The sequence below is a fragment of the Rhizobium sp. Leaf311 genome (assembly GCF_001423445.1).
Lineage (GTDB): Bacteria > Pseudomonadota > Alphaproteobacteria > Rhizobiales > Rhizobiaceae > Agrobacterium.
In genome coordinates this window covers 39,247-61,019 of sequence record NZ_LMNZ01000022.1, presented here as the reverse complement: position 1 = coordinate 61,019, position 21,773 = coordinate 39,247, and the positions used below count along the sequence as shown (strand labels likewise).

General features: G+C 58.1%; 26 protein-coding genes. 20 read left to right on the top strand and 6 right to left on the bottom strand.

The genetic code is table 11. The features are described 5' to 3' along the window. Positions 1-2 precede the first annotated feature (2 nt). From ASF69_RS20940 to tsaD, 3 genes are read right to left on the bottom strand one after another with little or no spacing between them, the layout of a single operon-like run. On the bottom strand, positions 3-296 hold the full coding sequence (locus ASF69_RS20940; protein WP_062590301.1) for a YciI-like protein: 294 nt from the start codon (positions 294-296) through the stop codon (positions 3-5). 20 nt (positions 297-316) lie between these two features. Continuing rightward, a complete protein-coding gene (locus ASF69_RS20935) occupies positions 317-1,306 on the bottom strand; it encodes an NAD(P)H-dependent glycerol-3-phosphate dehydrogenase (protein ID WP_062590300.1) in 990 nt (329 codons plus the stop codon). After that, positions 1,303-2,400 carry a tRNA (adenosine(37)-N6)-threonylcarbamoyltransferase complex transferase subunit TsaD gene (gene tsaD / locus ASF69_RS20930; RefSeq protein WP_062590298.1) on the bottom strand — a complete coding sequence of 366 codons (1,098 nt, stop codon included), beginning with the start codon at positions 2,398-2,400 and terminating at the stop codon, positions 1,303-1,305. The genes ASF69_RS20935 and tsaD overlap by 4 nt, the downstream gene beginning before the upstream one ends. Positions 2,401-2,472: 72 nt before the next feature. On the opposite strand from tsaD, the gene hemC reads away from it, so the two are divergent. From hemC to ASF69_RS20900, 6 genes are all read left to right on the top strand, one after another. Then, the gene (gene hemC, locus ASF69_RS20925; protein WP_062590296.1) at positions 2,473-3,402 is read left to right on the top strand and encodes a hydroxymethylbilane synthase; all 930 of its coding nucleotides are present in this window, start codon (positions 2,473-2,475) and stop codon (positions 3,400-3,402) included. Between the two features lie 2 nt (positions 3,403-3,404). Next, positions 3,405-4,145 carry a uroporphyrinogen-III synthase gene (locus ASF69_RS20920; RefSeq protein ID WP_062590294.1) on the top strand — a complete coding sequence of 247 codons (741 nt, stop codon included), beginning with the start codon at positions 3,405-3,407 and terminating at the stop codon, positions 4,143-4,145. A gap of 72 nt (positions 4,146-4,217) precedes the next feature. Next, complete coding sequence (locus ASF69_RS20915) at positions 4,218-5,594, top strand: mitofilin family membrane protein (protein WP_062590293.1); 1,377 nt, start codon at positions 4,218-4,220, stop codon at positions 5,592-5,594. 3 nt (positions 5,595-5,597) lie between these two features. After that, complete coding sequence (locus ASF69_RS20910) at positions 5,598-7,214, top strand: heme biosynthesis protein HemY (RefSeq protein WP_062590291.1); 1,617 nt, start codon at positions 5,598-5,600, stop codon at positions 7,212-7,214. 14 nt (positions 7,215-7,228) lie between these two features. Further along, positions 7,229-7,720 (top strand): TerB family tellurite resistance protein, encoded by a 492-nt coding sequence (locus ASF69_RS20905; protein WP_062590289.1) that lies wholly within the window; start codon positions 7,229-7,231, stop codon positions 7,718-7,720. Positions 7,721-7,886: 166 nt separating this feature from the next. Beyond that, positions 7,887-8,177, top strand: a complete 291-nt coding sequence (locus ASF69_RS20900; protein WP_062590288.1) for a YggT family protein — start codon at positions 7,887-7,889, stop codon at positions 8,175-8,177. Positions 8,178-8,258: 81 nt separating this feature from the next. On the opposite strand, the gene ppa is transcribed toward ASF69_RS20900, so the two are convergent. Both ppa and ASF69_RS20890 read right to left on the bottom strand, forming a co-directional pair. Next, complete coding sequence (ppa, locus tag ASF69_RS20895; protein ID WP_062590286.1) at positions 8,259-8,792, bottom strand: inorganic diphosphatase; 534 nt, start codon at positions 8,790-8,792, stop codon at positions 8,259-8,261. 223 nt (positions 8,793-9,015) lie between these two features. After that, positions 9,016-9,252 (bottom strand): hypothetical protein, encoded by a 237-nt coding sequence (locus ASF69_RS20890; RefSeq protein ID WP_062590284.1) that lies wholly within the window; start codon positions 9,250-9,252, stop codon positions 9,016-9,018. A 111-nt stretch (positions 9,253-9,363) separates the two neighbouring features. Between ASF69_RS20890 and ASF69_RS20885 the strand changes: the two genes are divergently transcribed. Continuing rightward, positions 9,364-10,275 (top strand): CoA ester lyase, encoded by a 912-nt coding sequence (locus ASF69_RS20885; RefSeq protein WP_062590283.1) that lies wholly within the window; start codon positions 9,364-9,366, stop codon positions 10,273-10,275. Further along, positions 10,272-10,478 (top strand): DUF1737 domain-containing protein, encoded by a 207-nt coding sequence (locus ASF69_RS20880; RefSeq protein WP_062452936.1) that lies wholly within the window; start codon positions 10,272-10,274, stop codon positions 10,476-10,478. The genes ASF69_RS20885 and ASF69_RS20880 overlap by 4 nt, the downstream gene beginning before the upstream one ends. Before the next feature lie 184 nt (positions 10,479-10,662). Here the strand turns inward: ASF69_RS20880 and ASF69_RS20875 are convergent, their stop codons facing one another. After that, positions 10,663-11,103, bottom strand: a complete 441-nt coding sequence (locus tag ASF69_RS20875; protein ID WP_062452937.1) for a metallopeptidase family protein — start codon at positions 11,101-11,103, stop codon at positions 10,663-10,665. 326 nt (positions 11,104-11,429) lie between these two features. Between ASF69_RS20875 and rplU the strand changes: the two genes are divergently transcribed. The 12 genes from rplU to ASF69_RS20815 all read left to right on the top strand — a co-directional run bounded on the left by rplU (position 11,430) and on the right by ASF69_RS20815 (position 21,714). After that, entirely contained in the window at positions 11,430-11,744 is a 315-nt protein-coding gene (rplU, locus tag ASF69_RS20870) for a 50S ribosomal protein L21 (protein WP_045230876.1), read from the top strand. 40 nt (positions 11,745-11,784) lie between these two features. Then, on the top strand, positions 11,785-12,054 hold the full coding sequence (rpmA, locus tag ASF69_RS20865; protein ID WP_062452938.1) for a 50S ribosomal protein L27: 270 nt from the start codon (positions 11,785-11,787) through the stop codon (positions 12,052-12,054). A 129-nt stretch (positions 12,055-12,183) separates the two neighbouring features. After that, positions 12,184-12,816 carry a GNAT family protein gene (locus ASF69_RS20860; RefSeq protein WP_062590281.1) on the top strand — a complete coding sequence of 211 codons (633 nt, stop codon included), beginning with the start codon at positions 12,184-12,186 and terminating at the stop codon, positions 12,814-12,816. Continuing rightward, entirely contained in the window at positions 12,813-13,406 is a 594-nt protein-coding gene (locus tag ASF69_RS20855) for a GNAT family N-acetyltransferase (protein ID WP_062590279.1), read from the top strand. Before ASF69_RS20860 ends, ASF69_RS20855 begins: the two co-directional genes overlap by 4 nt. Before the next feature lie 180 nt (positions 13,407-13,586). After that, positions 13,587-14,654: a GTPase ObgE gene (obgE, locus tag ASF69_RS20850; RefSeq protein ID WP_062590277.1), complete on the top strand. Its 1,068-nt coding sequence runs from the start codon at positions 13,587-13,589 to the stop codon at positions 14,652-14,654. Beyond that, the gene (gene proB, locus ASF69_RS20845; RefSeq protein ID WP_062590275.1) at positions 14,651-15,820 is read left to right on the top strand and encodes a glutamate 5-kinase; all 1,170 of its coding nucleotides are present in this window, start codon (positions 14,651-14,653) and stop codon (positions 15,818-15,820) included. Before obgE ends, proB begins: the two co-directional genes overlap by 4 nt. Next, a complete protein-coding gene (locus ASF69_RS20840; RefSeq protein ID WP_062590273.1) occupies positions 15,813-17,099 on the top strand; it encodes a glutamate-5-semialdehyde dehydrogenase in 1,287 nt (428 codons plus the stop codon). Before proB ends, ASF69_RS20840 begins: the two co-directional genes overlap by 8 nt. Beyond that, on the top strand, positions 17,074-17,724 hold the full coding sequence (locus ASF69_RS20835) for a nicotinate-nucleotide adenylyltransferase (protein ID WP_062590271.1): 651 nt from the start codon (positions 17,074-17,076) through the stop codon (positions 17,722-17,724). The genes ASF69_RS20840 and ASF69_RS20835 overlap by 26 nt, the downstream gene beginning before the upstream one ends. Positions 17,725-17,773: 49 nt before the next feature. After that, on the top strand, positions 17,774-18,259 hold the full coding sequence (gene rsfS / locus ASF69_RS20830; protein WP_156462138.1) for a ribosome silencing factor: 486 nt from the start codon (positions 17,774-17,776) through the stop codon (positions 18,257-18,259). Positions 18,260-18,362: 103 nt separating this feature from the next. Continuing rightward, on the top strand, positions 18,363-18,845 hold the full coding sequence (rlmH, locus tag ASF69_RS20825) for a 23S rRNA (pseudouridine(1915)-N(3))-methyltransferase RlmH (protein WP_062590269.1): 483 nt from the start codon (positions 18,363-18,365) through the stop codon (positions 18,843-18,845). Positions 18,846-18,971: 126 nt separating this feature from the next. Beyond that, positions 18,972-20,396, top strand: a complete 1,425-nt coding sequence (locus ASF69_RS20820; RefSeq protein ID WP_062590267.1) for a murein hydrolase activator EnvC — start codon at positions 18,972-18,974, stop codon at positions 20,394-20,396. Then, a complete protein-coding gene (locus ASF69_RS20815; protein ID WP_062590265.1) occupies positions 20,386-21,714 on the top strand; it encodes a S41 family peptidase in 1,329 nt (442 codons plus the stop codon). The genes ASF69_RS20820 and ASF69_RS20815 overlap by 11 nt, the downstream gene beginning before the upstream one ends. Positions 21,715-21,773: the final 59 nt, after the last annotated feature.

The following is a 21,773-nucleotide window of genomic DNA, read 5'->3' as shown; positions in this document are numbered from 1 at the left end:
TCTTACGCTCCCGGATTGTTAAAGACCCAGTTATACGGTCTGACCTCGACGCTCTCGAACAGGCCGGCCTTTGCATAAGGATCAGCATCGGCCAAGGCCCGTGCCGCATCGATATCGGCAGCTTCGACAATCACCAGGCTGCCATTGGGTTTGCCTTCGGCGTCCAGAAAAGGGCCAGCCATTTTCAGCGTTCCCGCTGCATTGAGGGCGTTCAAATGCTCAAGATGAGCAGGGCGTGTTTCCATCCGCACATGCAGATGATCGGACTTGTCTTTACAAATGAAAGCAAACAGCATTCTCGTCTCCTCGTAAGGCCCTATTCCGTGGTGATGGGCCGGGTCATTAACTGTTGGATGGCGGTGCTGATCTCCAGCCTGCCATCGATGATGGACGCAACGGCATCGGTAATCGGCATCTCCACGCCAAGCCCGTCAGCCAGCCGCGAGGCGACCGAGGCGGCATAGGCACCTTCCACCAACCCGCCATGGAACGATCCCGGACCACCCCCCTGCCCCAGCATGATTCCGAAGCGCAGGTTGCGGGACTGATGGCTGGTCGCCGTCAGCACCAGGTCTCCCAGGCCCGAGAGGCCACGAACCGTATCCGCATTGCCGCCCATTGCCACGACCAGACGAGACATTTCGGCCAATCCACGCGAGATCAGTGCTGCCCGGGCGGACTCGCCCAAACCAGCGCCCTCGACGATTCCGGCAGCGATGGCCAGAACATTCTTCAACGCCCCACCCAGTTGCACGCCGATCCGGTCACTCGATGCGTAAAGCCGGAATGTGCTTCCTGAAATCATTCTCGCAAGACGCTCTGCGAGGCTCGTCTCATGCGCAGCGAAAGCCATCGCGGTCGGCAGTCCCTTCGCGATGTCGGCTGCAAAGCCCGGGCCGGACAGGACGCATATGGGATGATGAGGCAGTTCACGCTCCAGCACATCCGTCAACAACTGGCCAGACAGCCGGTCGATCCCCTTGGCGCAGGTTGCGACGACGGCATCCTTAGCCAGATAAGGACCATAAGTCCGGGCTGCATCGGCCTGTGCCTGGGACGGCATGGCGAAAAGGACGAGACTTGCATCTTTCAGAACGTCAGCCTCAGCCGAATATTGCAGGGCGTCGGGCAGGGAAATGCCGGGGAGTGCTGCATCGTGGAAACCGCTGTCTCGCAAATCCGCCATCAAGCTGGCATCCCGGCCAAGAAGTGTCACATCCTGTCTGTTCTCAAGTGCCACCACAACCGCTATCGCGGTACCAAAGGCACCTGCACCGATAACGACGATCCGATCCCTTGCCGTCATGCCTTTGCGCCTCGCTTGCCAAAGCCGATCAGTGTTTGCGCCTGCGCATCCAGAGGCCAGCGCGATCGCGGCTGGACGTCCAGACTATCGGGAGCGATGCCGAGCGCCATCCGCTCCAGCCCTGCCCAGCCGATCATGACCGCATTATCCGTACACAAGTGCAAAGGCGGCGCGACAAATCGAAAATGGTGGATCTCGCACAGTTGCTGAAGCGTGCGGCGGATTTCCTGGTTGGCGGCCACACCCCCGGCAACGACAAGCGCCGGCGTGCCGGAAACATCAGGATATTCTTCCAAGAATCGCTTGAGACCGCGCCCGATCCGGTCCTTTAGCGTGCGCGAGACGGCTTTCTGGAAAGATGCGCAGATATCGGCGATATCCTGCTCCGAAAGGGGGGCTATCGCGGTCGCCGCCTGCCGGACTGCCGTCTTCAGGCCGGAAAAGGAAAAGTCGAGCCGCGCCTCCCCGACCATGGGACGGGGCAGATTGAAACGGTCTGCGTTTCCTTTCGCTGCTGCCTTTTCAACGGCCGGGCCACCCGGATAAGGCAGCCCCAGGAGCTTGGCCGTCTTGTCGAAGGCTTCGCCCAAGGCGTCATCGATCGTCGTGCCCCAGCGTTCATATTCACCAACGCCGCGCACAAGAATGAGCTGGGTGTGGCCGCCGGAGACAAGCAGCATCAGATAGGGAAATGACAGCCCGTCGGTCAGCCGCGCCGTGAGCGCATGGCCCTCCAGATGATTGATGGCGTAAAGAGGCTTGTTCGCCGCTCTTGCGATGGCCTTTCCGGTCATCAGGCCGACGATCAGCCCCCCGATCAATCCCGGACCGGATGTCGCGGCGACAGCATCGATTTCCGACAAGGACACATTGGCTGACGTCAAGGCTTCCTCGATCAGCCTGTCGAGAGCCTCAACATGGGCGCGCGCCGCGATCTCGGGGACGACACCGCCATAGGCGCTGTGTTCTTCAAGCTGCGACAAAACGACGTCGGAGAGAATGTCACCCTGCCCGTTTTCATGGCGAACCACCACGGAAGCAGCGGTTTCGTCACAACTTGTCTCAATACCGAGGATACGAAGAATGGGGGTCATCAGCCGGTTCGTTGATTGCGGTTTTTCAGAAACTTGGGTACGAACACCTCCGGTAACAATGGATAGAAGCGGATGCAAACAAAACCTTTCCGAATTGGCACGCGCGGCAGCCCGCTTGCCCTGGTACAGGCCTTTGAAACCCGTGACCGCCTGATGGCTGCGCACGGTCTTCCTCAGGACATGTTCCAGATCGTTCCGCTTTCCACGAAGGGAGACCGGATGACGGATCGCCCCCTGTCGGAAATCGGCGGCAAAGGACTGTTTACCGAAGAGCTGGAAACCCAGCTTCTGTCCGGAGACCTGGATTTTGCCGTGCATTGCGCCAAGGACATGTCGACACGGCTGCCGGATGGGCTGCACCTTTCCGCCTATCTCCCGCGCGAAGATGTTCGAGATGCCTTCATCGGCAGGACGGCTGCAAGATTGATCGAGCTTCCCCATGCGGCAACGGTGGGCTCCGCCTCGCTTCGACGTCAGGCACTCATCCGCCGCTTGCGCCCCGATATTGACGTCATCATTTTTCGCGGTCTGGTGGACACGCGCCTTCGCAAGCTTGAAGAGGGGCAGGCCGATGCGACATTGCTCGCCCTTGCTGGCCTGAAAAGGCTTGAGAAGGAAACCGTTCCGACGGAAATACTGGACGCCGCGACGTTCCCACCCGCTCCCGGTCAGGGGGCGATTGCGCTGGAAAGCCGCATTGGAGACACGCGCGTGGAGAATTTGCTCGCTGCTGTCGATCATCGCGAAACGACCGATGCGGTAAACTGCGAAAGAGCATTTCTGGCCGCTCTGGATGGCTCCTGCCGAACCCCCATTGCCGGCTACGCGACCTGCGACGGCGACCTTTTGAATTTCCACGGCATGATCCTGACACCGGATGGGCGGACCGAACACAGCATCGAGGTTTCGGGCAAACGCACTGAAGCCGAAGCGCTGGGGCTGAAAGCCGGTGAGAGGGTCAGAAGTGCAGCGGGAACCGGCTTCTTCGAAAGCTGGGGCTGACCATGCGCGTTGTCGTCACGCGCCCGCAAGCGTCGGGCATGAAGACGGCACAGCTGTTGAGGCAGCGAGGCCACGAGGTCATTCTGCTGCCATTGGTTCGCCCCCTTCATTTGGCGCAAGCCTGTGTGGACGCATTCGCGTCGAGACCGGCCGCCTTTGCCGTGACCAGCGCAGAAGCCATCCGCGCGCTTGAAGAGCACCTGCCCCGGCATCCGGCGATCCCGGACGTGCCGCTTTACGCGGTCGGCGCAGCATCTGCCAAGGCAGCGCAAGAGGCCGGTTTCAAAACCGTCTCCGCCGGTCAAAGCGATGGCTCCGCCTTGGCAGAACTCATTGCGAACGACTGCACGGCTGGGAGAATTAGCGGCGGCATAACCTATCTCGCCGGAACTCTTCGCGAAGATGGTTTCGAGCGAAGATTGTCCTCGCTCGACATTCCCTTCGAAACGGTAGAGGTCTACGGGATGAGCGCCGTTGACTGGAGCAGACACGAACTCGAACACCTGCTTGGCAGCGAAGCCGTTGATGGGGTGCTGCTCTATTCTGCAGACGCTGCGCGCAGATTTTTCGCGCTCTGTGATCAGCTTCAGCTTTCAACCTGGCTCGCCAGAGCGCATTTTGTCTGCATCAGCGAAAAGGTGCGTTCTCAGGTGCCGGAACCCTTTCGACATGTTGCATGGGCCAGCACCGACCCTGTCGAAGACCAGATGTTCGATCTGCTTGAACAAAAAGCGGGAACCTAATTCCCTCTTTCCCCTTTCCTTTGCCGTTATCACTGACTAGGTTTAGGGAAATGCAGGCAGAATGAGGTTGTCATGGTATCGGGAAAGCCGCCACGCCACTCCAAATCCAGCACCGAGCCAGTCACAATTGACCTGGACGCCAAGGACGTGAAGGAAATTGGCAAGGAAAAGGACGCCGCAGCAGCGGACGTAAAGGGCAAGTCTGAACCTGAGCACACGTCTGAACCTGAAAAGGCTGCAGCAACAGCGCCGATTGCGCCCTCAGACACATCTAAAGACAGCCCAAAACCCGTCTGGGACCAGCCGGTCAAAAAGCCTATCGAGCCGGAGCCGAATATACAGAAGACGGAAGAATTGAAGGCCGACAGCTCGAAAACGCAAGAGAGCCCCAAGGCGTCATCTGTCCCTCCCACGAAGGCTGAATCCATCAAAGTCAACGAACCAAAACCATCCGCCCCGAAGGTGGAAACGACGGCCTCAGCACAAGCAAAGAGCGCGAGCTCTGCGACGTCGAGCCCAAAGAGTACGGCTGACAACCTCAGCGGAAACTCAGGATTGCTCGCAGCCGGTATCGTCGGTGGCCTGATCGCCCTCTTGGCTGCCGGCAGTATGCAATATGCCGGTTACCTCCCGCCATTTGCGGGTACGTCGACCTCGTCGGACGAGCTGACGGCCATGAAGACGCAGATCGCAAACCTGCGCGCTCAGATTGCCCAGGCCCCTCAGGCAGCAGGTGACACCTCTCAACTGGAAAGCCGTCTGGCTGCTTTGGAGAATGCTTCGACCGGCGGCGATCTCGCTGGCAAGATCGAGGCGCTGGAAACGACGGTCGCGACACTTCAATCCGAAAAGGCGGCGCAGGATACGGCTAACTCGGATCTGACGAGGCGTCTGAGCGAAGCGGAGGCCAAGCTTAACGAGCCGCGTGACGATATCGAGGTTGCGCGTGCCATCGCCTCCGCTGGGCTGAAAGCAGCAATCGATAGGGGAGGCCCGTTTCTGGCCGAGCTCGACACGCTGTCGCGCGTAACGCCCGACGATCCGGCAATCCAGTCTTTACGGCCTTTTGCGAATACGGGCGTGCCATCGCGGTCTGAATTGACCCGCAATTTCCCTGATGTCGCCAATGCCATGCTGGATTCGCTTAACCAGGCAGACCCCAACCAGGGAATTTTCGCGCGCCTGACCGACAGCGCTCTGTCCTTGGTCAAGGTTAGACCTGTTGGAAACATCGAGGGTGAAGGCGCGGAAGCCAAGATCGCCCGGATGGAAGACAAGTTGCGCAATGGCGATCTAAAGGGTGCCGCCCTTGAATGGGACGGGGTGCCCGATGCGGCCAAGGCTGTGTCCGGAGACTACAAGAAGTCGCTCGATGCACGCATCCAGGTTGAGGACCTCGTCAATGCCACGCTGACGCGTGCCATCAACAGCACGGGGCAACAGGGATAAGACATGACAAAAATTATCAGTTACGCCGTCATCGTACTTCTTGTTGGCTTCGGCTTTTCCTGGCTCGCAGACAGGCCGGGCGTTCTTTCCATCGTCTGGCAAGGTCAGCTCATCGAAATGAGCCTGATGGTCGCCGCATCCATTTTGGGCGGATTGATTGCCACGATCATGATCGTCTGGTGGCTGTTCAACACGGTCTGGAATTCCCCACGGGCCGCAAAACGTTATTTCCGGGCACGCAAACGCGACCGCGGATATCAGGCGCTGTCCACCGGCTTGATCGCTGCGGGCGCCGGAAACGCCATCCTTGCACGCAAGATGACAGCGCGCACGCAGGGCCTTCTCAGCGCAGATCAGGAGCCGCTCATTCATCTGCTGGAAGCGCAGGCTGATCTGATCGAAGGCAAATATGATGCGGCCCGGCGGAAATTTGAGGCGATGGCGCAGGACCCGGAGACCCGCGAACTCGGTCTGCGTGGCCTCTATATGGAAGCGCGGCGCCAGGGTGCCAATGAAGCAGCGCTCGAATATGCCGAAGATGCCGCGAGAAACGCGCCATACCTTCCCTGGGCGGCGCAAGCGACCCTGGAAAGCAAATCCCGCAATGGCGAGTGGGACGATGCGATCCGGCTGCTCGATCAGCAAAAGGCTGCAGGTGTCATAGACCGTGGTGAAGCAGAACGCCTGAAAGCCGTGCTGTTGACTGCGAAAGCCGAGGAAAAGTTTGAAAGCGATCCGAAAGCCGCGCGCGAGGATGCAAAGCAGGCTTTGAAATTGTCGAAGGACCTCGTCCCTGCGGCGCTTGTCGCGGCTCGGTCTTATCTTCGCGAAGACAATCTTCGCAAGGCAGCCTCCGTTCTCGAACCGGTATGGAAGAACGCACCGCACCCGCAGGTCGCGCAGCTCTATGTCCGCGCACGCAGTGGAGATACGGCAACGGATCGGCTGAAACGTGCCGAGCGGCTGGAAAGCCTTAAACCCAATAATGTCGAGTCCCTGATCGCGGTCGCTCAGGCAGCACTCGACGCCAAGGAATTCGGCCGGGCCCGTGCAAAAGCGGAAGCTGCTGCGCGCATGGAGCCCAGAGAAAGCATCTTTCTGCTGATGGCTGACATCGAGGAGGCCGAAACCGGAGATCAGGGCCGGATACGCCACTGGATGGCACAGGCGCTGCGAGCGCCTCGCGATCATGCCTGGGTTGCCGATGGCATTGTCTCGGAGAAATGGTTGCCAGCATCTCCCGTCACGGGCAGGCTTGACGCATTCGAGTGGAAGATGCCGTTCGGACATGTGGAAGGGCCGATTGAGGAAATGAGCGTCGACCAAGCACTCTCGTCGCTGCCCGATCTGGCCAAACCCGAAATCCGCGAGAAAATCATAGAGGTTCCCGTCGCGGTGCGGGAGACCCCTGTTGCGCCTGTTCAGTCGCCCGTGAAAGATGACCCCTCTATGGGTGCCAAGAAGGCGATTGTTGAACCTGCGTCAACCGTAAAGGACCAACAGAGAGCAGCCCAGAAGACGCCTGAGCCGGTGCCGTTCTTTGGCGGGCTGCCGGATGATCCCGGTGTCAAAAAGGCGAATGCTGAACCGGACGAGAAAACACGATTGAAGTTGTTTTGATTGGATAGGATGCCATGTTTGAAAATATCCAATCGTTTTTCCAGAATTTGACGCAATCCAGCGCATCGCGTGATTTTCCGCCGGATGACCTGCGTGTGGCTATCGCAGCCCTCTGTTTTCAGGTGATGGAAGCGGATGGTACCGTCTCAAAGGTCGAGCGTCAGCGCCTGCGGCAATTGCTTCAGGAACACTACCAGCTGAGTTCAGGCAAACTCGATGCCCTGATGGAAGCCGGCCGGGAAGCTGGCCGGGAAGCGGTCGATTATTACCGCTTCACCTCAGACATCCGCCGCCATCTCGATGAGGAAAAGCGCGTCGAACTGATCGGCATCCTCTGGGACATCGTCTATGCGGATGGTGAGCGCAATGAGATGGAGGATCACGTCATCTGGCGCGTCGCTGATCTCCTGGGCGTCTCCGTACGCGACCGGGTCCTTCAACGCCAGCAGGCGTCCAGCCATGTCGATGCACAACAGGACATCGAGGATCACAAAGATCCCGTCTGATTGGTGCGCGGAGTGGCCTGCCAGCCGAGCTGGTCATGGCCCTCATGCTCACGAGACGCGGATCACATGTATTTTGGCAATACTGCATAAAGCTTGATGAGCGAGCGGCACTTGTCGGTTGCTCCGCCAATGTCTAAATGTCATCCAACAACAAATGGAGACATTGATGCTTGCCCTGTTTCAGACGATAGATCTGGCTTTGAACCTTTATACCTGGATATTGATTGCCAGTGCAATCTTCTCCTGGCTCTACGCCTTCAATGTCATAAACTCCTCCAACCAATTCGTCAGCGCCATCGGGAGCTTTCTTTATAACGTCACCGAGCCTGCGCTGCGCCCGATCCGTCGCGTGCTTCCCAATCTCGGAGGCATTGATATCTCGCCGATCATCCTTCTGCTGCTGATCTTCTTCATTCGCTCGCTGATGTGGAACACGATTTATCCGCTGGTTGCCTGAGCCTCGGCAAGTCCAAAGAAAAACCTCCGGACCGATCTCGATCCGGAGGTTTTCGTTATTCAGCTATTTGGAAGCTGTTGATCAGGCCTGAGCCTTGTAGCGCTCGATCGCTTCGATGATCAGCTTGCGGGCAACGTCAACATTCTGCCAGCCGCCCATCTTCACCCATTTGCCGGGCTCCAGATCCTTGTAGTGCTCGAAGAAGTGCTCGATCTGCTTCAGCGTGATTTCTGGCAGGTCCGTGTAGTTCTGAACCTTGTCGTAACGCTGGGTCAGCTTTGGAGCAGGCACAGCCAGGATCTTTTCATCCTTGCCGCCATCGTCTTCCATGATCATCACGCCGATCGGACGAACGTTGATGACGCAACCGGGCACGAGTGGGCGCGTGTTACAGATGAGAACATCGATAGGGTCGCCATCTTCTGAAAGCGTATGCGGCACGAAGCCGTAGTTACCCGGATAGGTCATCGGAGTGTAGAGAAAGCGGTCGACGATCAGGGCGCCCGCTTCCTTGTCCATCTCGTACTTGATCGGGTGACCGCCAACCGGCACCTCAACGATCACATTGACGTCATTCGGCGGGTTCTTGCCGACAGAAATTGCATCGATACGCATTCGCTTCCCTCGATTAGGTGGGTTGAACTCGCATGTCGATACTTTGAAAGGAGAGGCATTGCAACATAACTTAGCCCAATGCGATGAAAGTCCCGCTCTAATATGCGGGCAGGTTCGGTCTACCATATGTGGCAATGACGCTCATCGGGTCGAGCCGTTTCAACGCCTGTCGGGGCTAACAAGCCCCCGACACTGCCGTGAAAATCAGCCGAGACATTTGAGATCAGAGATCGATGATCGTTCCGCGACCGTCGTTCCACACGCGCATGTTCTGTGGTTCGCGGTGTTTAGGATTGACGGGTATTGGAGCAGGTTTGAGGCGGGCTGAAAACACGCGCGCCAGGCTCAGCACGGCCAGGGTACCGACCAGTGCGACCGTCAATGAAGCGGTAAAGAGAGCGGCAAGTGCCAGAACTGCGATGCTGGAAGCCGCGATAAAGAATGTACGAATGCCCTGCATGGTTCAAACCTTTCTGTCCAAACGAATGTGGGCCTTCTTTGCGTTGCTTGCAAGAGGATGCACACCGCCTATGTGCTTGCGAATGTCACAAAAGGTTGACACAAGTGCGGCATGGTCGATTTTTATTTCAACAATACTGTCCGCCCCCGCCGCTCACTGCTTTCAGTGCCTGCAATCAACAAGCGCGCTTTAGCGAAACTGATGACGCTGGATTGCGACGGCGTCATCTTCGACCTTGAAGATTCCGTTGCACCCGACCTCAAGGATGAGGCGCGAGACAATCTCCTGACCTTCTTTAAGGACACGCCGCTGGCGGGTCGCGAAACCATTATCCGCATCAATCCGGTTTCCGTAAATGTCGGGCAACGCGATTTGAAGGCTGCACTGGAATGCGGGCCAAACGCGATCCTTTTGCCGAAAGTTGAGCAGCCGTCCCAAATTCAGGACGTCGCGGACCTCCTGGCCGAAGCAGATGCGCCCGATGATATCAAAATCTGGGCCATGATCGAAACGCCAAAAGGCATCCTGAATGCAGCATCCATTGCCGAATCCTCGCACACCGAGGCTGCCAGGCTTGGCGCCTTCGTCGTCGGCCTCAATGATCTGCGCAAGGCAACCCATGTTCCCGCACAGCCGGGCCGAGCCTATCTCGTGCCGTGGCTGATGCAGACCGTTTTGGCGGCGCGCGCCTATGGGCTGGATGTCTTTGACAGCGTATCGAACGACTTTTACGATCTCGATGCTTTTGCGGCGGAATGCGATCAGGGCCGCGCCATGGGTTTCGATGGCAAGATGTTGATCCATCCAGCCCAGATCGACGCCGCAAACCAGGCCTTTGCTCCCACGGAAGAGGCACTGGCCGAGGCCCGCGAGATCATTGCGGCTTTCGCAAAGCCGGAATCTGTGGGATTGAACGTCATCAACTCCAACGGACGCATGATCGAGAGGGTGCATGTCGGCCAGGCCGAAAGGCTGGTGGCAATGGCTGAGATCATCGCCCAGAGAAAGGCAGAAAAACCATGAAAGTCTATCGCTTCATAACCGGTCCGGACGACGCGAAGTTTTGTCACCGTGTCACCGAAGCTCTCAACAAGGGCTGGGAACTGGCGGGATCACCGACCTATGCCTTTAATGCAGCGACAGGCGTAATGCATTGCGGCCAGCCTGTGATCAAAACTGTCGAAGGCAAAGAGTACCATCCGGACATGAAGCTCGGCGAACAGTAGTATAGGGTTGCGCCGCTGGCCGCGGGAGGAAGATGTAAGCCCCTTCCCACGTCACCCCGCACTTGCTGCGGGGTCCAGTGATCCGACGTCCGTCCGATCGAAAGACACTTTTCAGCCCAACAACTTGAGCTGACTGGATTTCAGGCCTACAGCCGGAATGATGGGAGAGGAATGGCGTTGACGATCAACGATCGGTCGCTGCCTCGTCGGCACTTTCCTCGATACGCTCCATGTCATCATCCGACAGGCCGAAATGGTGACCGATTTCGTGGATGAGCACATGGGTAATGATATCGCCCAGCGTTTCCTCGTTTTCGGCCCAGTAATCCAGGATCGGGCGACGGTAGAGAGTGATGCGGTTGACCATCTCTCCCGTTTCCATCGTAAAGCGCTCGGAAATGCCGCGGCCTTCGAAAAGACCCAGAAGATCGAAAGGCGTCTCAAGCGCCATGTCCTCGAACACTTCATCGGTCGGAAAATCCGCGATCTCGATGATGAGATCCTTGGTCAGCGCGCGAAACTCTTCCGGCAGGTGGCCATATGCCTCTATGGCAAGCGATTCAAACGCTGAAATCGTCGGCGCATGGCGGTCGCGCCAGTCGTCGGTTTTGTCTATGCGGGCCATTTCTGCTCCTTGTGTGCCGCCCATATAAACCCTTGCCGACGAAATTTCGAGACCTCTTTGCCACAAGCGGCAAAATCACCTGAGATTCTCGACGTTTTGGGTTATTTTTCGGGTGTGAATGATCTTGACAGAAACCGCCACCTCGCATATCCCACACGAAAATCGAGGGCGTATTGCGCCTTCTGTTTGCATCGCTTTGTCAAAAGCGGTTTCACCGGCTGGGTTTCAAGAGGCATAAACCTCTCAAATCTTTGCTATTCGACTGATAAAAAGACGGCCAGCACGCATTTGCGGGCAGAGCCGGAACGAACATGAAAGGATAAAAAATGTTCGCAGTCATCAAGACCGGCGGTAAACAGTACCGCGTAGCAGCCAACGACGTGCTGACCATCGAAAAGCTGGAAGCAGACGCTGGCGCAACTGTAGAATTCACCGAAGTTCTCGTGATCGGCGTTGGCGCTGACGCACAGTTCGGCGCTCCTTTCGTTGCTGGCGCAACGGTCAAGGCTGAAGTTGTCGAGCACAACCGCGGCAAGAAGGTCATCGCCTTCAAGAAGCGTCGTCGTCAGAACTCCAAGCGCACACGCGGTCATCGTCAGCACCACACTGTCGTCCGCATCACGGACATCGTTGCTGCCTGATCGGCGCGACACGGGAAACTAGGTTTAAAGGAGCAATCCAATGGCACATAAAAAAGCTGGTGGTTCTTCGCGTAACGGTCGCGATTCCAACTCCAAGCGCCTTGGCGTAAAGAAGTTCGGCGGCGAAGCCGTCATTCCAGGCAACATTATTCTGCGCCAGCGCGGCACGCAGTGGCATCCGGGCGCCAATGTCGGCCTCGGCAAGGACCACACGATTTTCGCGCTGACCGCCGGCAATGTATCCTTCCGCACGAAGGGCAATGGCCGCGTATACGTGTCTGTGGCACCGAAAGCCGAAGCAGCAGAATAAGCCGGTAGCGTCATATGCAGCCGGTGTCCCAATGACCCGGCTGAGACGTAACAGGTTCAGTCATAGAAAAAGGGGAGTTGGGGCACCACCCAACTCCCCTTTTTTCTTAACCCTATGGAGGACTGAACCATGCAAGCTGAATTGTTAAGGGAAGACCAATCACGGTCACCCGAAGAACGGCCGAGACCTGATCGGTCGAGGAGCGATTGCCCCGTCTTATTGTCGCAAAGGCTGGTTTTGCGTAAGCCACACGACGAAGACATTGACGCCCTTGCCAATCTTGCCAACAACGCCAACATCGCGACCATGGTGTCGCGTATGCCGCACCCATACACGGCCAAGGATGCCGCGGATTTCGTGCGACGTGCGAAAGCGGGCGAGATTGGCAAGTGCGTCTATGCGATTACCCGCATGGAGAACGGCGAATTCATGGGCTGCTGCGGGCTGGAACCGCAGGAAGACGGCAAGACGCTCGAAATGGGCTACTGGCTGGGCGAGCCCTACTGGAACAACGGCTATACCACGGAAGCGGCCCATGCCCTGATCGACATGGCATTCCGCACACGTGACATCGACCAGATCGATGCCCGTTGCCGCGTAACCAACATCGCATCACGCCGCGTCATACAAAAGTGCGGTTTTCAGCTTCAGGGTTCCGGCATGGTCGGTTCGCTGGCGCTTGGCGGCATGGTTCCGGTCGAATGGTACAGGCTGGATCGCAAGACATGGGTATCGCTGAGAAGTTGGGGAGATACACGATGAGCGTCGCGCGGTTATCACCACGTGCTCCGGCCGTTGAAAATGCTTCCAGGCAGAGCCCCTGCCCGACATTACAAACCAACCGCCTGGTGCTGCGCCCGCAGCGCCTTTCGGATGCTGGCAGCATTGCAGAGTCGCTCAGCGATTTTCAGGTCACGCGCATGCTCGCGCGTGTCCCGGCTCCCTATTACAAGCAGGATGCGCTGGAATGGTTGATCCTGCGGACATCAGGTACCCTGCCGGATTGGGATTTTGCGATCACCTGCGGTGATGACACGCTGATCGGAGTCGTGTCGATCGAAAAGCGGCACGGTGAATGGCATCTCGGTTACTGGCTTGATCGCAATCATTGGGGAAAGGGCTACATGACCGAAGCGGTAGAGGCCGTCGTCAAGCGTTTCTTCGAGCAGATGCCTGGCGAAGTGCTCTATTCCGGCGTCTTTGCCGACAATCCTGCATCCATGCGGGTCCAGGACAAACTCGGTTTTCAGATCACCGGCTGCCATGAAGCCTATGCTGTTGCACGGGCATCGATGGTCACGCATCTCGATACGGCCTTGACCGAGGCGGCCTTTCGCGCGGCTCGACCGTAAAGAATACCAAGCGAGGCCGGTTTTTAGGTAAACCGGCCTTGCCCTGGGCACTCTCACGTCACGATAATCTTTGACCTAGAGGGCCTGCGCCTATATTTGGATCGGCAGATCCTTTTTTAAAAAAGCAAGACCGCAAACCATTGCAGGAATTGCCACTAAGCTGACAGAACGGCCAAGACGATGAAATTTCTCGATGAAGCAAAAGTCTATATTCGCTCCGGCGATGGCGGCGCAGGTGCCGTATCCTTCCGGCGTGAAAAATTCATCGAATTCGGCGGCCCCGATGGCGGTGACGGCGGACGCGGCGGCGACGTGTGGGTCGAGGTCGTCAATGGCCTCAACACGCTGATCGACTTCCGCTTCCAGCAGCATTTCAAGGCCACGATCGGCCAGCACGGCATGGGCAAGACCCGCACCGGCGCAAAGGGGGCCGATGTCGTCCTGCGCGTGCCGGTGGGAACGCAAATCTTCGAAGAAGACAATGAAACGCTCATCATCGACCTGACCAAGGAAGGCCAGCGTTTTCGCCTGGCCGCCGGTGGCAATGGCGGCTTCGGCAATGCCTATTTCAAGTCCTCCACCAATCAGGCACCGACGCACGCCAATCCCGGTCTGGCCGGTGAAGAAAAGACTATCTGGCTTCGCCTCAAGCTGATTGCCGATGCCGGTCTGGTGGGTCTTCCCAATGCGGGCAAGTCCACCTTCCTGGCGACGGTCACGCGCGCACGTCCGAAGATCGCCAACTATCCCTTCACGACACTTCATCCGAACCTCGGCGTCGCCACCATCGACGGACGCGAATTCATTCTGGCCGATATTCCCGGCCTGATCGAAGGCGCGCATGAGGGCGTTGGCATTGGCGACCGTTTCCTTGGTCACGTGGAGCGCACCCGCGTTCTGCTGCATCTCGTTTCCGCGCAGGAAGAGAATGTCGGCAAGGCCTATAAGACGGTCAAGAAAGAGCTTGATGCCTATGGCGGCGGACTGACCGAAAAGCCCGAAATCGTGGCGCTCTCCCAGATCGACGTTCTGGACGAAAAAGAGCTGAAGAAGAAGGCAAAGGAATTGGAAAAGGCTTGTGGCCGCCCGCCGCTGCTTCTGTCTGCCGCAGCCCATATCGGCATGCTGGAGGCGCTGCGTGAGCTTCGTGACATCATCGTTTCCGACAGCCGTGGCGGCAGCACCGCCATGCCGGATCGTTCCATGCCTGTCGAAGACGAGATCGAGGACGGGGACGACCGCCTATGACATTGGCGCGAAAACCTCTCGGCAAACACCACCGCATCGTCATCAAGATCGGCTCTGCCCTGCTGGTTGACCGCAAAAGCGGCCTCAGGACAGACTGGCTGGATGCGATCTGCGAGGATATCGCGGCGCTGAAGAAGAACGGCGCGGATGTGCAGGTCGTTTCCTCAGGCGCCATTGCGCTGGGACGCACGGTGCTTGGCCTGCCCTCTGGTGCACTAAAGCTGGAAGAAAGCCAGGCCGCGGCCGCCGTCGGGCAGATTGCGCTGGCACGGGCATGGTCTGAAAGCCTTTCACGGCACGATATCGTCGCAGGCCAAATCCTGCTGACGCTCTCTGACACGGAAGAGCGCCGCCGTTATCTCAACGCGCGTGCGACGATCAACCAGCTATTGAAGATCGGTGCGATCCCGATCATCAATGAAAACGATACGGTTGCGACCACCGAAATCCGCTATGGCGACAATGACCGTCTGGCGGCACGCGTCGCGACCATGACAGGTGCAGACCTTCTGGTGCTGCTGTCTGACATTGACGGGCTCTACACCGCCCCGCCGCATCTTGATCCCGAAGCGCAGTTTCTGGAAACCATTGCCGAAATCACGCCTGAGATCGAGGCCATGGCGGGTGGTGCTGCATCGGAACTGTCGCGTGGCGGAATGCGCACGAAGATTGATGCCGGAAAGATCGCAACCGCTGCCGGTTGTGGCATGATCATCGCATCGGGCAAGATGCTCAATCCACTGAAAGCCATCGAAAACGGTGTGCGCTCCTCGTGGTTTGCGCCATCCGGCACGCCCGTTACCGCCCGCAAGACCTGGATTGCCGGACAGCTTCAGCCTGCCGGTGAACTGCATGTGGATGCGGGAGCTGAAAAGGCGCTTTATGCCGGAAAAAGCCTTTTGCCCGCCGGTGTTACCGCAGTGAAGGGTAACTTCGGGCGTGGCGATGCCGTTGCCATCATGGGCGCGCAGGGCCGCGAGATTGCCCGGGGTCTTGCAGGTTACGATGCCGAAGAAGCGCGCCAGATCAACGGCCACAAATCGAATGAGATTGAGGCGATCCTCGGTTATGTCGGTCGTGCCGCGATGATCCATCGCGACGATCTTGTCATGACGGGTGTCTCCGTCAAAATAAACGAAACGAAGAAGGATGAGGTCGATGCCTGAACAGGCCGTGAAGCAGAGCCATGATATTGAAACGCTGATGATGTCCATCGGCGCTCAGGCAAAAGCTGCTTCGCGACCGTTGTCCATCGCCAGCACCGACCAGAAAAACCGCGCGCTTCTGGCAATGGCTTCTGCCATCGAAGCATCGAAAGACAGAATTCTCGAGGCCAATGCAAAAGATCTCGCTGCGGCCGAAAGTTCAGGCGTTGCCGCATCCTTCATCGACCGGCTGAAACTGGACGACGCAAGGATATCAAGCATTTCCGAGGGCATTCGCTCTATTGCTGCGCTGGCCGATCCCGTTGGCGAGGTCATCGCGGCGTGGGATCGTCCCAATGGCCTGAAGATTGAGCGCGTCCGCACACCGCTCGGCGTCATCGGCGTGATCTATGAAAGCCGCCCCAATGTCACGGCTGACGCTGGCGCGCTCTGCCTCAAGGCAGGCAATGCGGTGATCCTGCGCGGCGGCTCGGACTCGCAATATTCATCGCGTGCTATTCATGCCTGCCTCGTGGAAGGCTTGAAGATCGCAGGACTTCCAGAGCATGCGATCCAGCTCGTGCCAGTCACGGATCGCGCAGCCGTAGGCAGCCTGCTTGGCGGCCTTGGCGGCACGGTGGATGTGATCGTTCCACGCGGCGGCAAAAGCCTTGTGGCACGCGTACAGTCTGAAGCCCGCGTTCCTGTCTTTGCGCATCTGGAAGGCATCTGCCACGTCTATGTCGACAAATCCGCCGACCTCGACATGGCCAAGAATATCGTTCTCAACGCCAAGATGCGCCGCACCGGTATTTGCGGCTCAGCGGAAACGCTGCTGGTCGATGCTAGCGCCGTTTCCACACATCTGGAGCCGCTGGTCAGGATCCTGCTCGACGCCGGTTGCGAGGTCCGTGGCTCCAGGACCGTGCAAGAGACGGTCGAGGGCGTGAAGGCCGCGACCGAGGAAGACTGGCGCACGGAATATCTCGATGCCATCATCTCGGTGACTGTGGTGGACGGTATTTCCGGCGCCATCGAACATATGGGCACATATTCATCCAATCACACCGAAGCTGTGATTGCAGAAGATGCGCAGGTGGTCGAACGCTTCTTCAACGAAATCGATTCGGCCATCCTCCTGCACAATGCCTCCACGCAATTTGCGGATGGTGGCGAATTCGGTATGGGTGCGGAAATCGGCATCGCCACCGGCAAGATGCACGCGCGAGGCCCGGTTGGGGTGGAACAGTTGACCTCCTTCAAATACCGGGTGCATGGCACCGGCCAGACACGGACCTGATGTGACTGACAAGCCCGGTCTGGACAAGCGCTATCTCACCATGCCGCATACGGAGCGCGGCATGGTCATTGGCCTGTTTGGCGGTTCCTTCAATCCGCCCCATGCGGGCCATGCGCTGGTTGCCGAGATCGCCCTGCGGCGGCTTGGGCTGGACCAACTCTGGTGGATGGTCACGCCCGGCAATCCCTTGAAAAACAAGGCGGAGCTTGCGCCGCTGAAGACCCGGATCGAGGCTTGCGAAAAGCTGATCAGCGATCCGCGCATCAAGGTGACGGCTTTCGAACAGTCGCTGGGCATCAGCTATACGGCAAACACGCTGGCCAGAATCAAAGCGCGAAATCCGCATGTCCGTTTTATCTGGATCATGGGCGCGGATAATCTGCGCACCTTCCATCGCTGGCAGAAATGGCGAAAGATTGCCGAGACCTTCCCGATCGCCGTCATCGACCGGCCCGGTGCAACGCTTGCCTATCTTTCCTCCACCATGGCGCAGGCTTACAGCCAGTCCCGCGTGGATGAGGATGATGCGGGCATTTTGTGGACCAAGACGGCTCCGGCCTGGGTCTTCATCCATGGACCACGCTCTACGCTGAGTTCCACGGCGCTCCGCAACGGTCATATATAAGGTATAGCGACTGGATTGCGTCCCCACATCTTGAAACTTTAACACTTTGATGCCAACTTTACTGGGTGGCGTGAAGAATCGCTGCGCAGTATCTGGTTTGTCATTTTGGAAAGGGAAACCACTGACAACAGTACACACCAAGGGAAGAGCTTTCAGCGCTATCCCAAAGAGCATGGAGAGTGGCGTTGATGCTGCCCGTCGTGCCCTCGGAACCGTCCTCGCCAGCGTCGAGGATTCCAAAGCAGAAGATATCGTCTATCTCAACATTGCCGGAAAATCGGCGCTTGCGGACTACATGGTTGTGGTTTCCGGGCGTTCGAACAGGCACGTGTCTGCGATTTGCGAACACCTCATTTCGGATATGAAGGATGAGGGGTTCGGTCACTCTCGCGTCGAAGGCCTTGAGGCCGGAGATTGGGTGGTGATCGATGCAGGCGATGTCATCATCCATGTGTTCCGTCCCGAAGTCAGAGCGTTCTACAACATCGAAAAAATGTGGGCCGCGCCTGATATCGAGGAAGAAACACTGCACTGATGCGGTTTCATGGCCGATGCCAGAGCGTCGGCCGCATGGAAATCCGCAGACCATCCTGCTAGAGACGCAAACGACTAAGTTTGCGATATGGATGGATGTGTGAATGCGGATTTCAATTTTTGCGGTGGGACGGCTCAAATCCGGCCCCGAGAAAGATCTGGCGTCGCGCTATCTGGACCGGTTTGCCAAGACCGGACCGGCCATCGGGCTTGAGTTTGTCCGCATGATCGAGGTGGCGGAAAGCCGCGCCTCCAACGCCGAGACACGCAAGCGCGAAGAAGCCGCCATACTCGAAAAGCATCTGGCCGACGGCGCAGCCCTCATTCTGCTCGACGAGCGCGGCAAGGCGCTCGACAGCCCTGCTTTTGCGGACTTGTTCGGTAATATGCGCGACAGCGGCAAGCGTGATGTGATCATCGCGATCGGCGGGGCAGACGGACTTGATCCCTCGCTTTACGAGAAAGCCTCCGCTACGCTGTGTCTCGGAAAACTCACATGGCCGCACCAGCTCGTGCGAATTCTGATCGCGGAACAGCTTTATCGTGCAGTGACGATCCTGTCCGGCCATCCCTATCATCGCGTTTAAAAGCCTGCGCATCGCATCTCGCCACAAATCCGGCCATCATATTCCCTAGTCCGGTGCCGACCCTCTTGGCGTGAAGCGCCGAAGCAGCGTATGGTCGCCAATCTTTTCGACGGTTAGACAGAGTTTATGGCAGATGCACCCCGCAGCAACAGGTGGACGGCCCTTTCGGGCGCGATGCTTGCTGCCTGCTTGGTCGTGTCCTTCCCATCTCTTCACGCCTTTGCGCAGGAAAAAGATGTCGCACCACCTGCTTCTACACAGGATGCTACGCAGGATTCGGCGCAGCCGGCGGATGATGTCGATGCGCTTGAAAGGCGTCGCGACCAGAACCGGCAGGATCTGCAGGAACTCGTCGATAGTATCGGCCTTTCCGAAGACAAATCCCGGCAATTACAGGACAGCATTGCCGCGCTCAATCAGGATACGGCTCGGATCAAGGACGAGCTGATCGCTTCGGCTGCGCGCCGCAAGGATCTGGAAGCCAAGATCAGCGACGGCGAAGACCGCCTCGCCAAGCTTGGTATTCGCGAAGATGCGGTCAAGGCATCGTTGCGGGAGCGCCGCGATGTTCTGGCCGAGGTTTTGGCTGCGCTGCAACGCATGGGCCGCAATCCGCCACCGGCATTGCTGGTTTCGCCTGAAGATGCGCTGGCATCGGTTCGAAGCGCCATCCTTCTGGGCGCCGTGGTTCCAGGCATCCGCTCCGAAACGGACAAGCTTGTCTCCGCTCTCAAAGAGTTGACCGACCTGCGGCAGGCTATTGCGGTTGAGAAGGAGCAGCTGACGGGCACCATGACCGCCAGCCTTGAGGAAGAAAAGCGGCTGGACCTGTTGCGGCTCGAAAACGAAAAACGCAATACCCAGACTGCAAGCGCGCTGGAAGCAGAACGCAAACGTTCTGAAGAACTTGCAGCCAAGGCGACCAGCCTTGAAGGACTGGTTTCTTCGCTCGAAAACGAGATTTCTTCTGTACGTGAAGCGAAAGAAAAAGAGCGTCTGGAGCAGGAGCGCCTCGCCGCTTTGTCCCAGTCCGAACGCGACAAGGTGGAGGCCCAGACCGACGCGGGAATGCCCGATAAAAACCGCATTGCGCCCGCATATGCCTTCTCGAGTCTGAAGGGTAAACTGGCGATGCCGGTGTCCGGAGAGGTCTTGCGACGGTTCGGTGATGCGGACGGTACAGGCCATTTCTCCAAGGGCATTGTCGTTGCAACCGGCCCCGAAGCACTGGTGACGGCGCCCGCGGACGGCTTCGTCGTATTCGCCGGGGAATTTCGCAGTTACGGCCGCATGATCATTCTTAATGCCGGCGACGGTTATCATCTGGTGCTGACAGGCATGGACAATGTGAGGACGAGGCAGGGCATGTTTGTGTTCTCTGGTGAACCCATCGCTTCCATGGGCGCGAAAAGAGTGGCCAGTGCCGCTGCATTGGCGCTGGAAACTGACAAGCCGACACTTTACATTGAATTCAGGAAAGACGGTGTACCGGTTGATTCTCAACCGTGGTGGACCGCGAAAAATACCGGAAGGGCGCGCAATGATTCGTAAGGCTTCACTTCTCCTCATCGGTGGACTTATGGGTGCCACAGCGATGAGCGTCATCTACTCGGCAAGTATGCCCGCGCAAGCCGCTGGCCCTTCCACCTACAAGGAACTGTCGATTTTTGGTGACGTCTTCGAGCGCGTTCGCGCCCAGTATGTGACGCCCCCGGATGACAAGAAGCTGGTTGAAAACGCCATCAACGGAATGCTGAGCTCGCTTGATCCGCATTCAAGCTTCCTCAATGCCCAGGACGCAAACGACATGCGCACCCAGACCAAGGGTGAGTTCGGCGGTCTTGGCATCGAAGTCACGATGGAAAACGAGCTGGTCAAGGTCATCTCGCCGATGGACGATACGCCAGCCTCCAAGGCAGGCATTCTGGCGGGCGACTTCATCTCCGAGATCGACGGACAGCCGGTTCGTGGTCTGAAGCTGGAAGAAGCCGTCGAGAAGATGCGCGGCGCCGTCAAGACGCCGATCAAGCTGACGATCATTCGCCAGGGCGCTGACAAGCCGCTCGAAATCAGCGTCATGCGTGAAATCATTGCCGTGCGCGCGGTCAAGTCTCGTGTTGAAGGCGGTGATGTCGGATATCTCCGCGTGATTTCCTTCACGGAAAAGACCTATGACGACCTCGAAAAGGCGATCAAGAAAATCAAGACCGATGTTCCCGCCGACAAGCTGAAAGGCTACGTTCTGGACCTGCGTCTCAACCCGGGCGGCCTTCTGGATCAGGCGATCAACGTCTCCGACGCCTTCCTCGAGCGCGGCGAAGTCGTTTCGACCCGTGGCCGTAACCCTGAGGAAACCCGTCGCTTTAACGCAACGGCTGGCGATCTGACCGATGGCAAGCCGGTTATCGTTCTCGTCAACGGCGGCTCTGCGTCGGCATCTGAAATCGTGGCCGGTGCGCTGCAGGATCTTCGCCGTGCAACGGTTCTCGGAACCCGTTCCTTCGGCAAGGGCTCTGTCCAGACGATCATTCCGCTTGGCGACACGGGCGCGCTTCGCCTGACGACGGCGCTCTACTACACGCCATCGGGCAAATCCATTCAGGGCACGGGCATCACGCCTGATATCAAGGTGGACCAGCCGCTGCCGGAAGAGCTTCAGGGGCGCGTGCGTGCCGAGGGCGAATCCAGCCTGCGCGGACACATTCAGGGCCAAAGCGAAACCGAAGAAGGTTCGGGTTCGGCAGCCTATGTCCCGCCAGAGGCCAAGGACGATATTCAGCTGAACTACGCGCTGGATCTGTTCCACGGAACGAAGACCGATGCCTCGTTCCCGCCAAATCCGGAAAAGGCCGTCGTCAACAAGCAGTAAGGTCTGGGAGCGCAGGGCAGACCTGCGCTTTCGCCCGGCTCGCAGTTATTTACGGATAG

Excerpts from the sequence above, each read along its gene's own strand:
- ASF69_RS20940 (WP_062590301.1), bottom strand. The coding sequence starts at position 296 with ATGCTGTTTGCTTTCATTTGTAAAGACAAGTCCGATCATCTGCATGTG.
- ASF69_RS20935 (WP_062590300.1), bottom strand. The coding sequence starts at position 1,306 with ATGACGGCAAGGGATCGGATCGTCGTTATCGGTGCAGGTGCCTTTGGT.
- tsaD (WP_062590298.1), bottom strand. The coding sequence starts at position 2,400 with ATGACCCCCATTCTTCGTATCCTCGGTATTGAGACAAGTTGTGACGAA.
- hemC (WP_062590296.1), top strand. The coding sequence starts at position 2,473 with ATGCAAACAAAACCTTTCCGAATTGGCACGCGCGGCAGCCCGCTTGCC.
- ASF69_RS20920 (WP_062590294.1), top strand. The coding sequence starts at position 3,405 with ATGCGCGTTGTCGTCACGCGCCCGCAAGCGTCGGGCATGAAGACGGCA.
- ASF69_RS20915 (WP_062590293.1), top strand. The coding sequence starts at position 4,218 with ATGGTATCGGGAAAGCCGCCACGCCACTCCAAATCCAGCACCGAGCCA.
- ASF69_RS20910 (WP_062590291.1), top strand. The coding sequence starts at position 5,598 with ATGACAAAAATTATCAGTTACGCCGTCATCGTACTTCTTGTTGGCTTC.
- ASF69_RS20905 (WP_062590289.1), top strand. The coding sequence starts at position 7,229 with ATGTTTGAAAATATCCAATCGTTTTTCCAGAATTTGACGCAATCCAGC.
- ASF69_RS20900 (WP_062590288.1), top strand. The coding sequence starts at position 7,887 with ATGCTTGCCCTGTTTCAGACGATAGATCTGGCTTTGAACCTTTATACC.
- ppa (WP_062590286.1), bottom strand. The coding sequence starts at position 8,792 with ATGCGTATCGATGCAATTTCTGTCGGCAAGAACCCGCCGAATGACGTC.
- ASF69_RS20890 (WP_062590284.1), bottom strand. The coding sequence starts at position 9,252 with ATGCAGGGCATTCGTACATTCTTTATCGCGGCTTCCAGCATCGCAGTT.
- ASF69_RS20885 (WP_062590283.1), top strand. The coding sequence starts at position 9,364 with ATGGTCGATTTTTATTTCAACAATACTGTCCGCCCCCGCCGCTCACTG.
- ASF69_RS20880 (WP_062452936.1), top strand. The coding sequence starts at position 10,272 with ATGAAAGTCTATCGCTTCATAACCGGTCCGGACGACGCGAAGTTTTGT.
- ASF69_RS20875 (WP_062452937.1), bottom strand. The coding sequence starts at position 11,103 with ATGGCCCGCATAGACAAAACCGACGACTGGCGCGACCGCCATGCGCCG.
- rplU (WP_045230876.1), top strand. The coding sequence starts at position 11,430 with ATGTTCGCAGTCATCAAGACCGGCGGTAAACAGTACCGCGTAGCAGCC.
- rpmA (WP_062452938.1), top strand. The coding sequence starts at position 11,785 with ATGGCACATAAAAAAGCTGGTGGTTCTTCGCGTAACGGTCGCGATTCC.
- ASF69_RS20860 (WP_062590281.1), top strand. The coding sequence starts at position 12,184 with ATGCAAGCTGAATTGTTAAGGGAAGACCAATCACGGTCACCCGAAGAA.
- ASF69_RS20855 (WP_062590279.1), top strand. The coding sequence starts at position 12,813 with ATGAGCGTCGCGCGGTTATCACCACGTGCTCCGGCCGTTGAAAATGCT.
- obgE (WP_062590277.1), top strand. The coding sequence starts at position 13,587 with ATGAAATTTCTCGATGAAGCAAAAGTCTATATTCGCTCCGGCGATGGC.
- proB (WP_062590275.1), top strand. The coding sequence starts at position 14,651 with ATGACATTGGCGCGAAAACCTCTCGGCAAACACCACCGCATCGTCATC.
- ASF69_RS20840 (WP_062590273.1), top strand. The coding sequence starts at position 15,813 with ATGCCTGAACAGGCCGTGAAGCAGAGCCATGATATTGAAACGCTGATG.
- ASF69_RS20835 (WP_062590271.1), top strand. The coding sequence starts at position 17,074 with ATGGCACCGGCCAGACACGGACCTGATGTGACTGACAAGCCCGGTCTG.
- rsfS (WP_156462138.1), top strand. The coding sequence starts at position 17,774 with ATGCCAACTTTACTGGGTGGCGTGAAGAATCGCTGCGCAGTATCTGGT.
- rlmH (WP_062590269.1), top strand. The coding sequence starts at position 18,363 with ATGCGGATTTCAATTTTTGCGGTGGGACGGCTCAAATCCGGCCCCGAG.
- ASF69_RS20820 (WP_062590267.1), top strand. The coding sequence starts at position 18,972 with ATGGCAGATGCACCCCGCAGCAACAGGTGGACGGCCCTTTCGGGCGCG.
- ASF69_RS20815 (WP_062590265.1), top strand. The coding sequence starts at position 20,386 with ATGATTCGTAAGGCTTCACTTCTCCTCATCGGTGGACTTATGGGTGCC.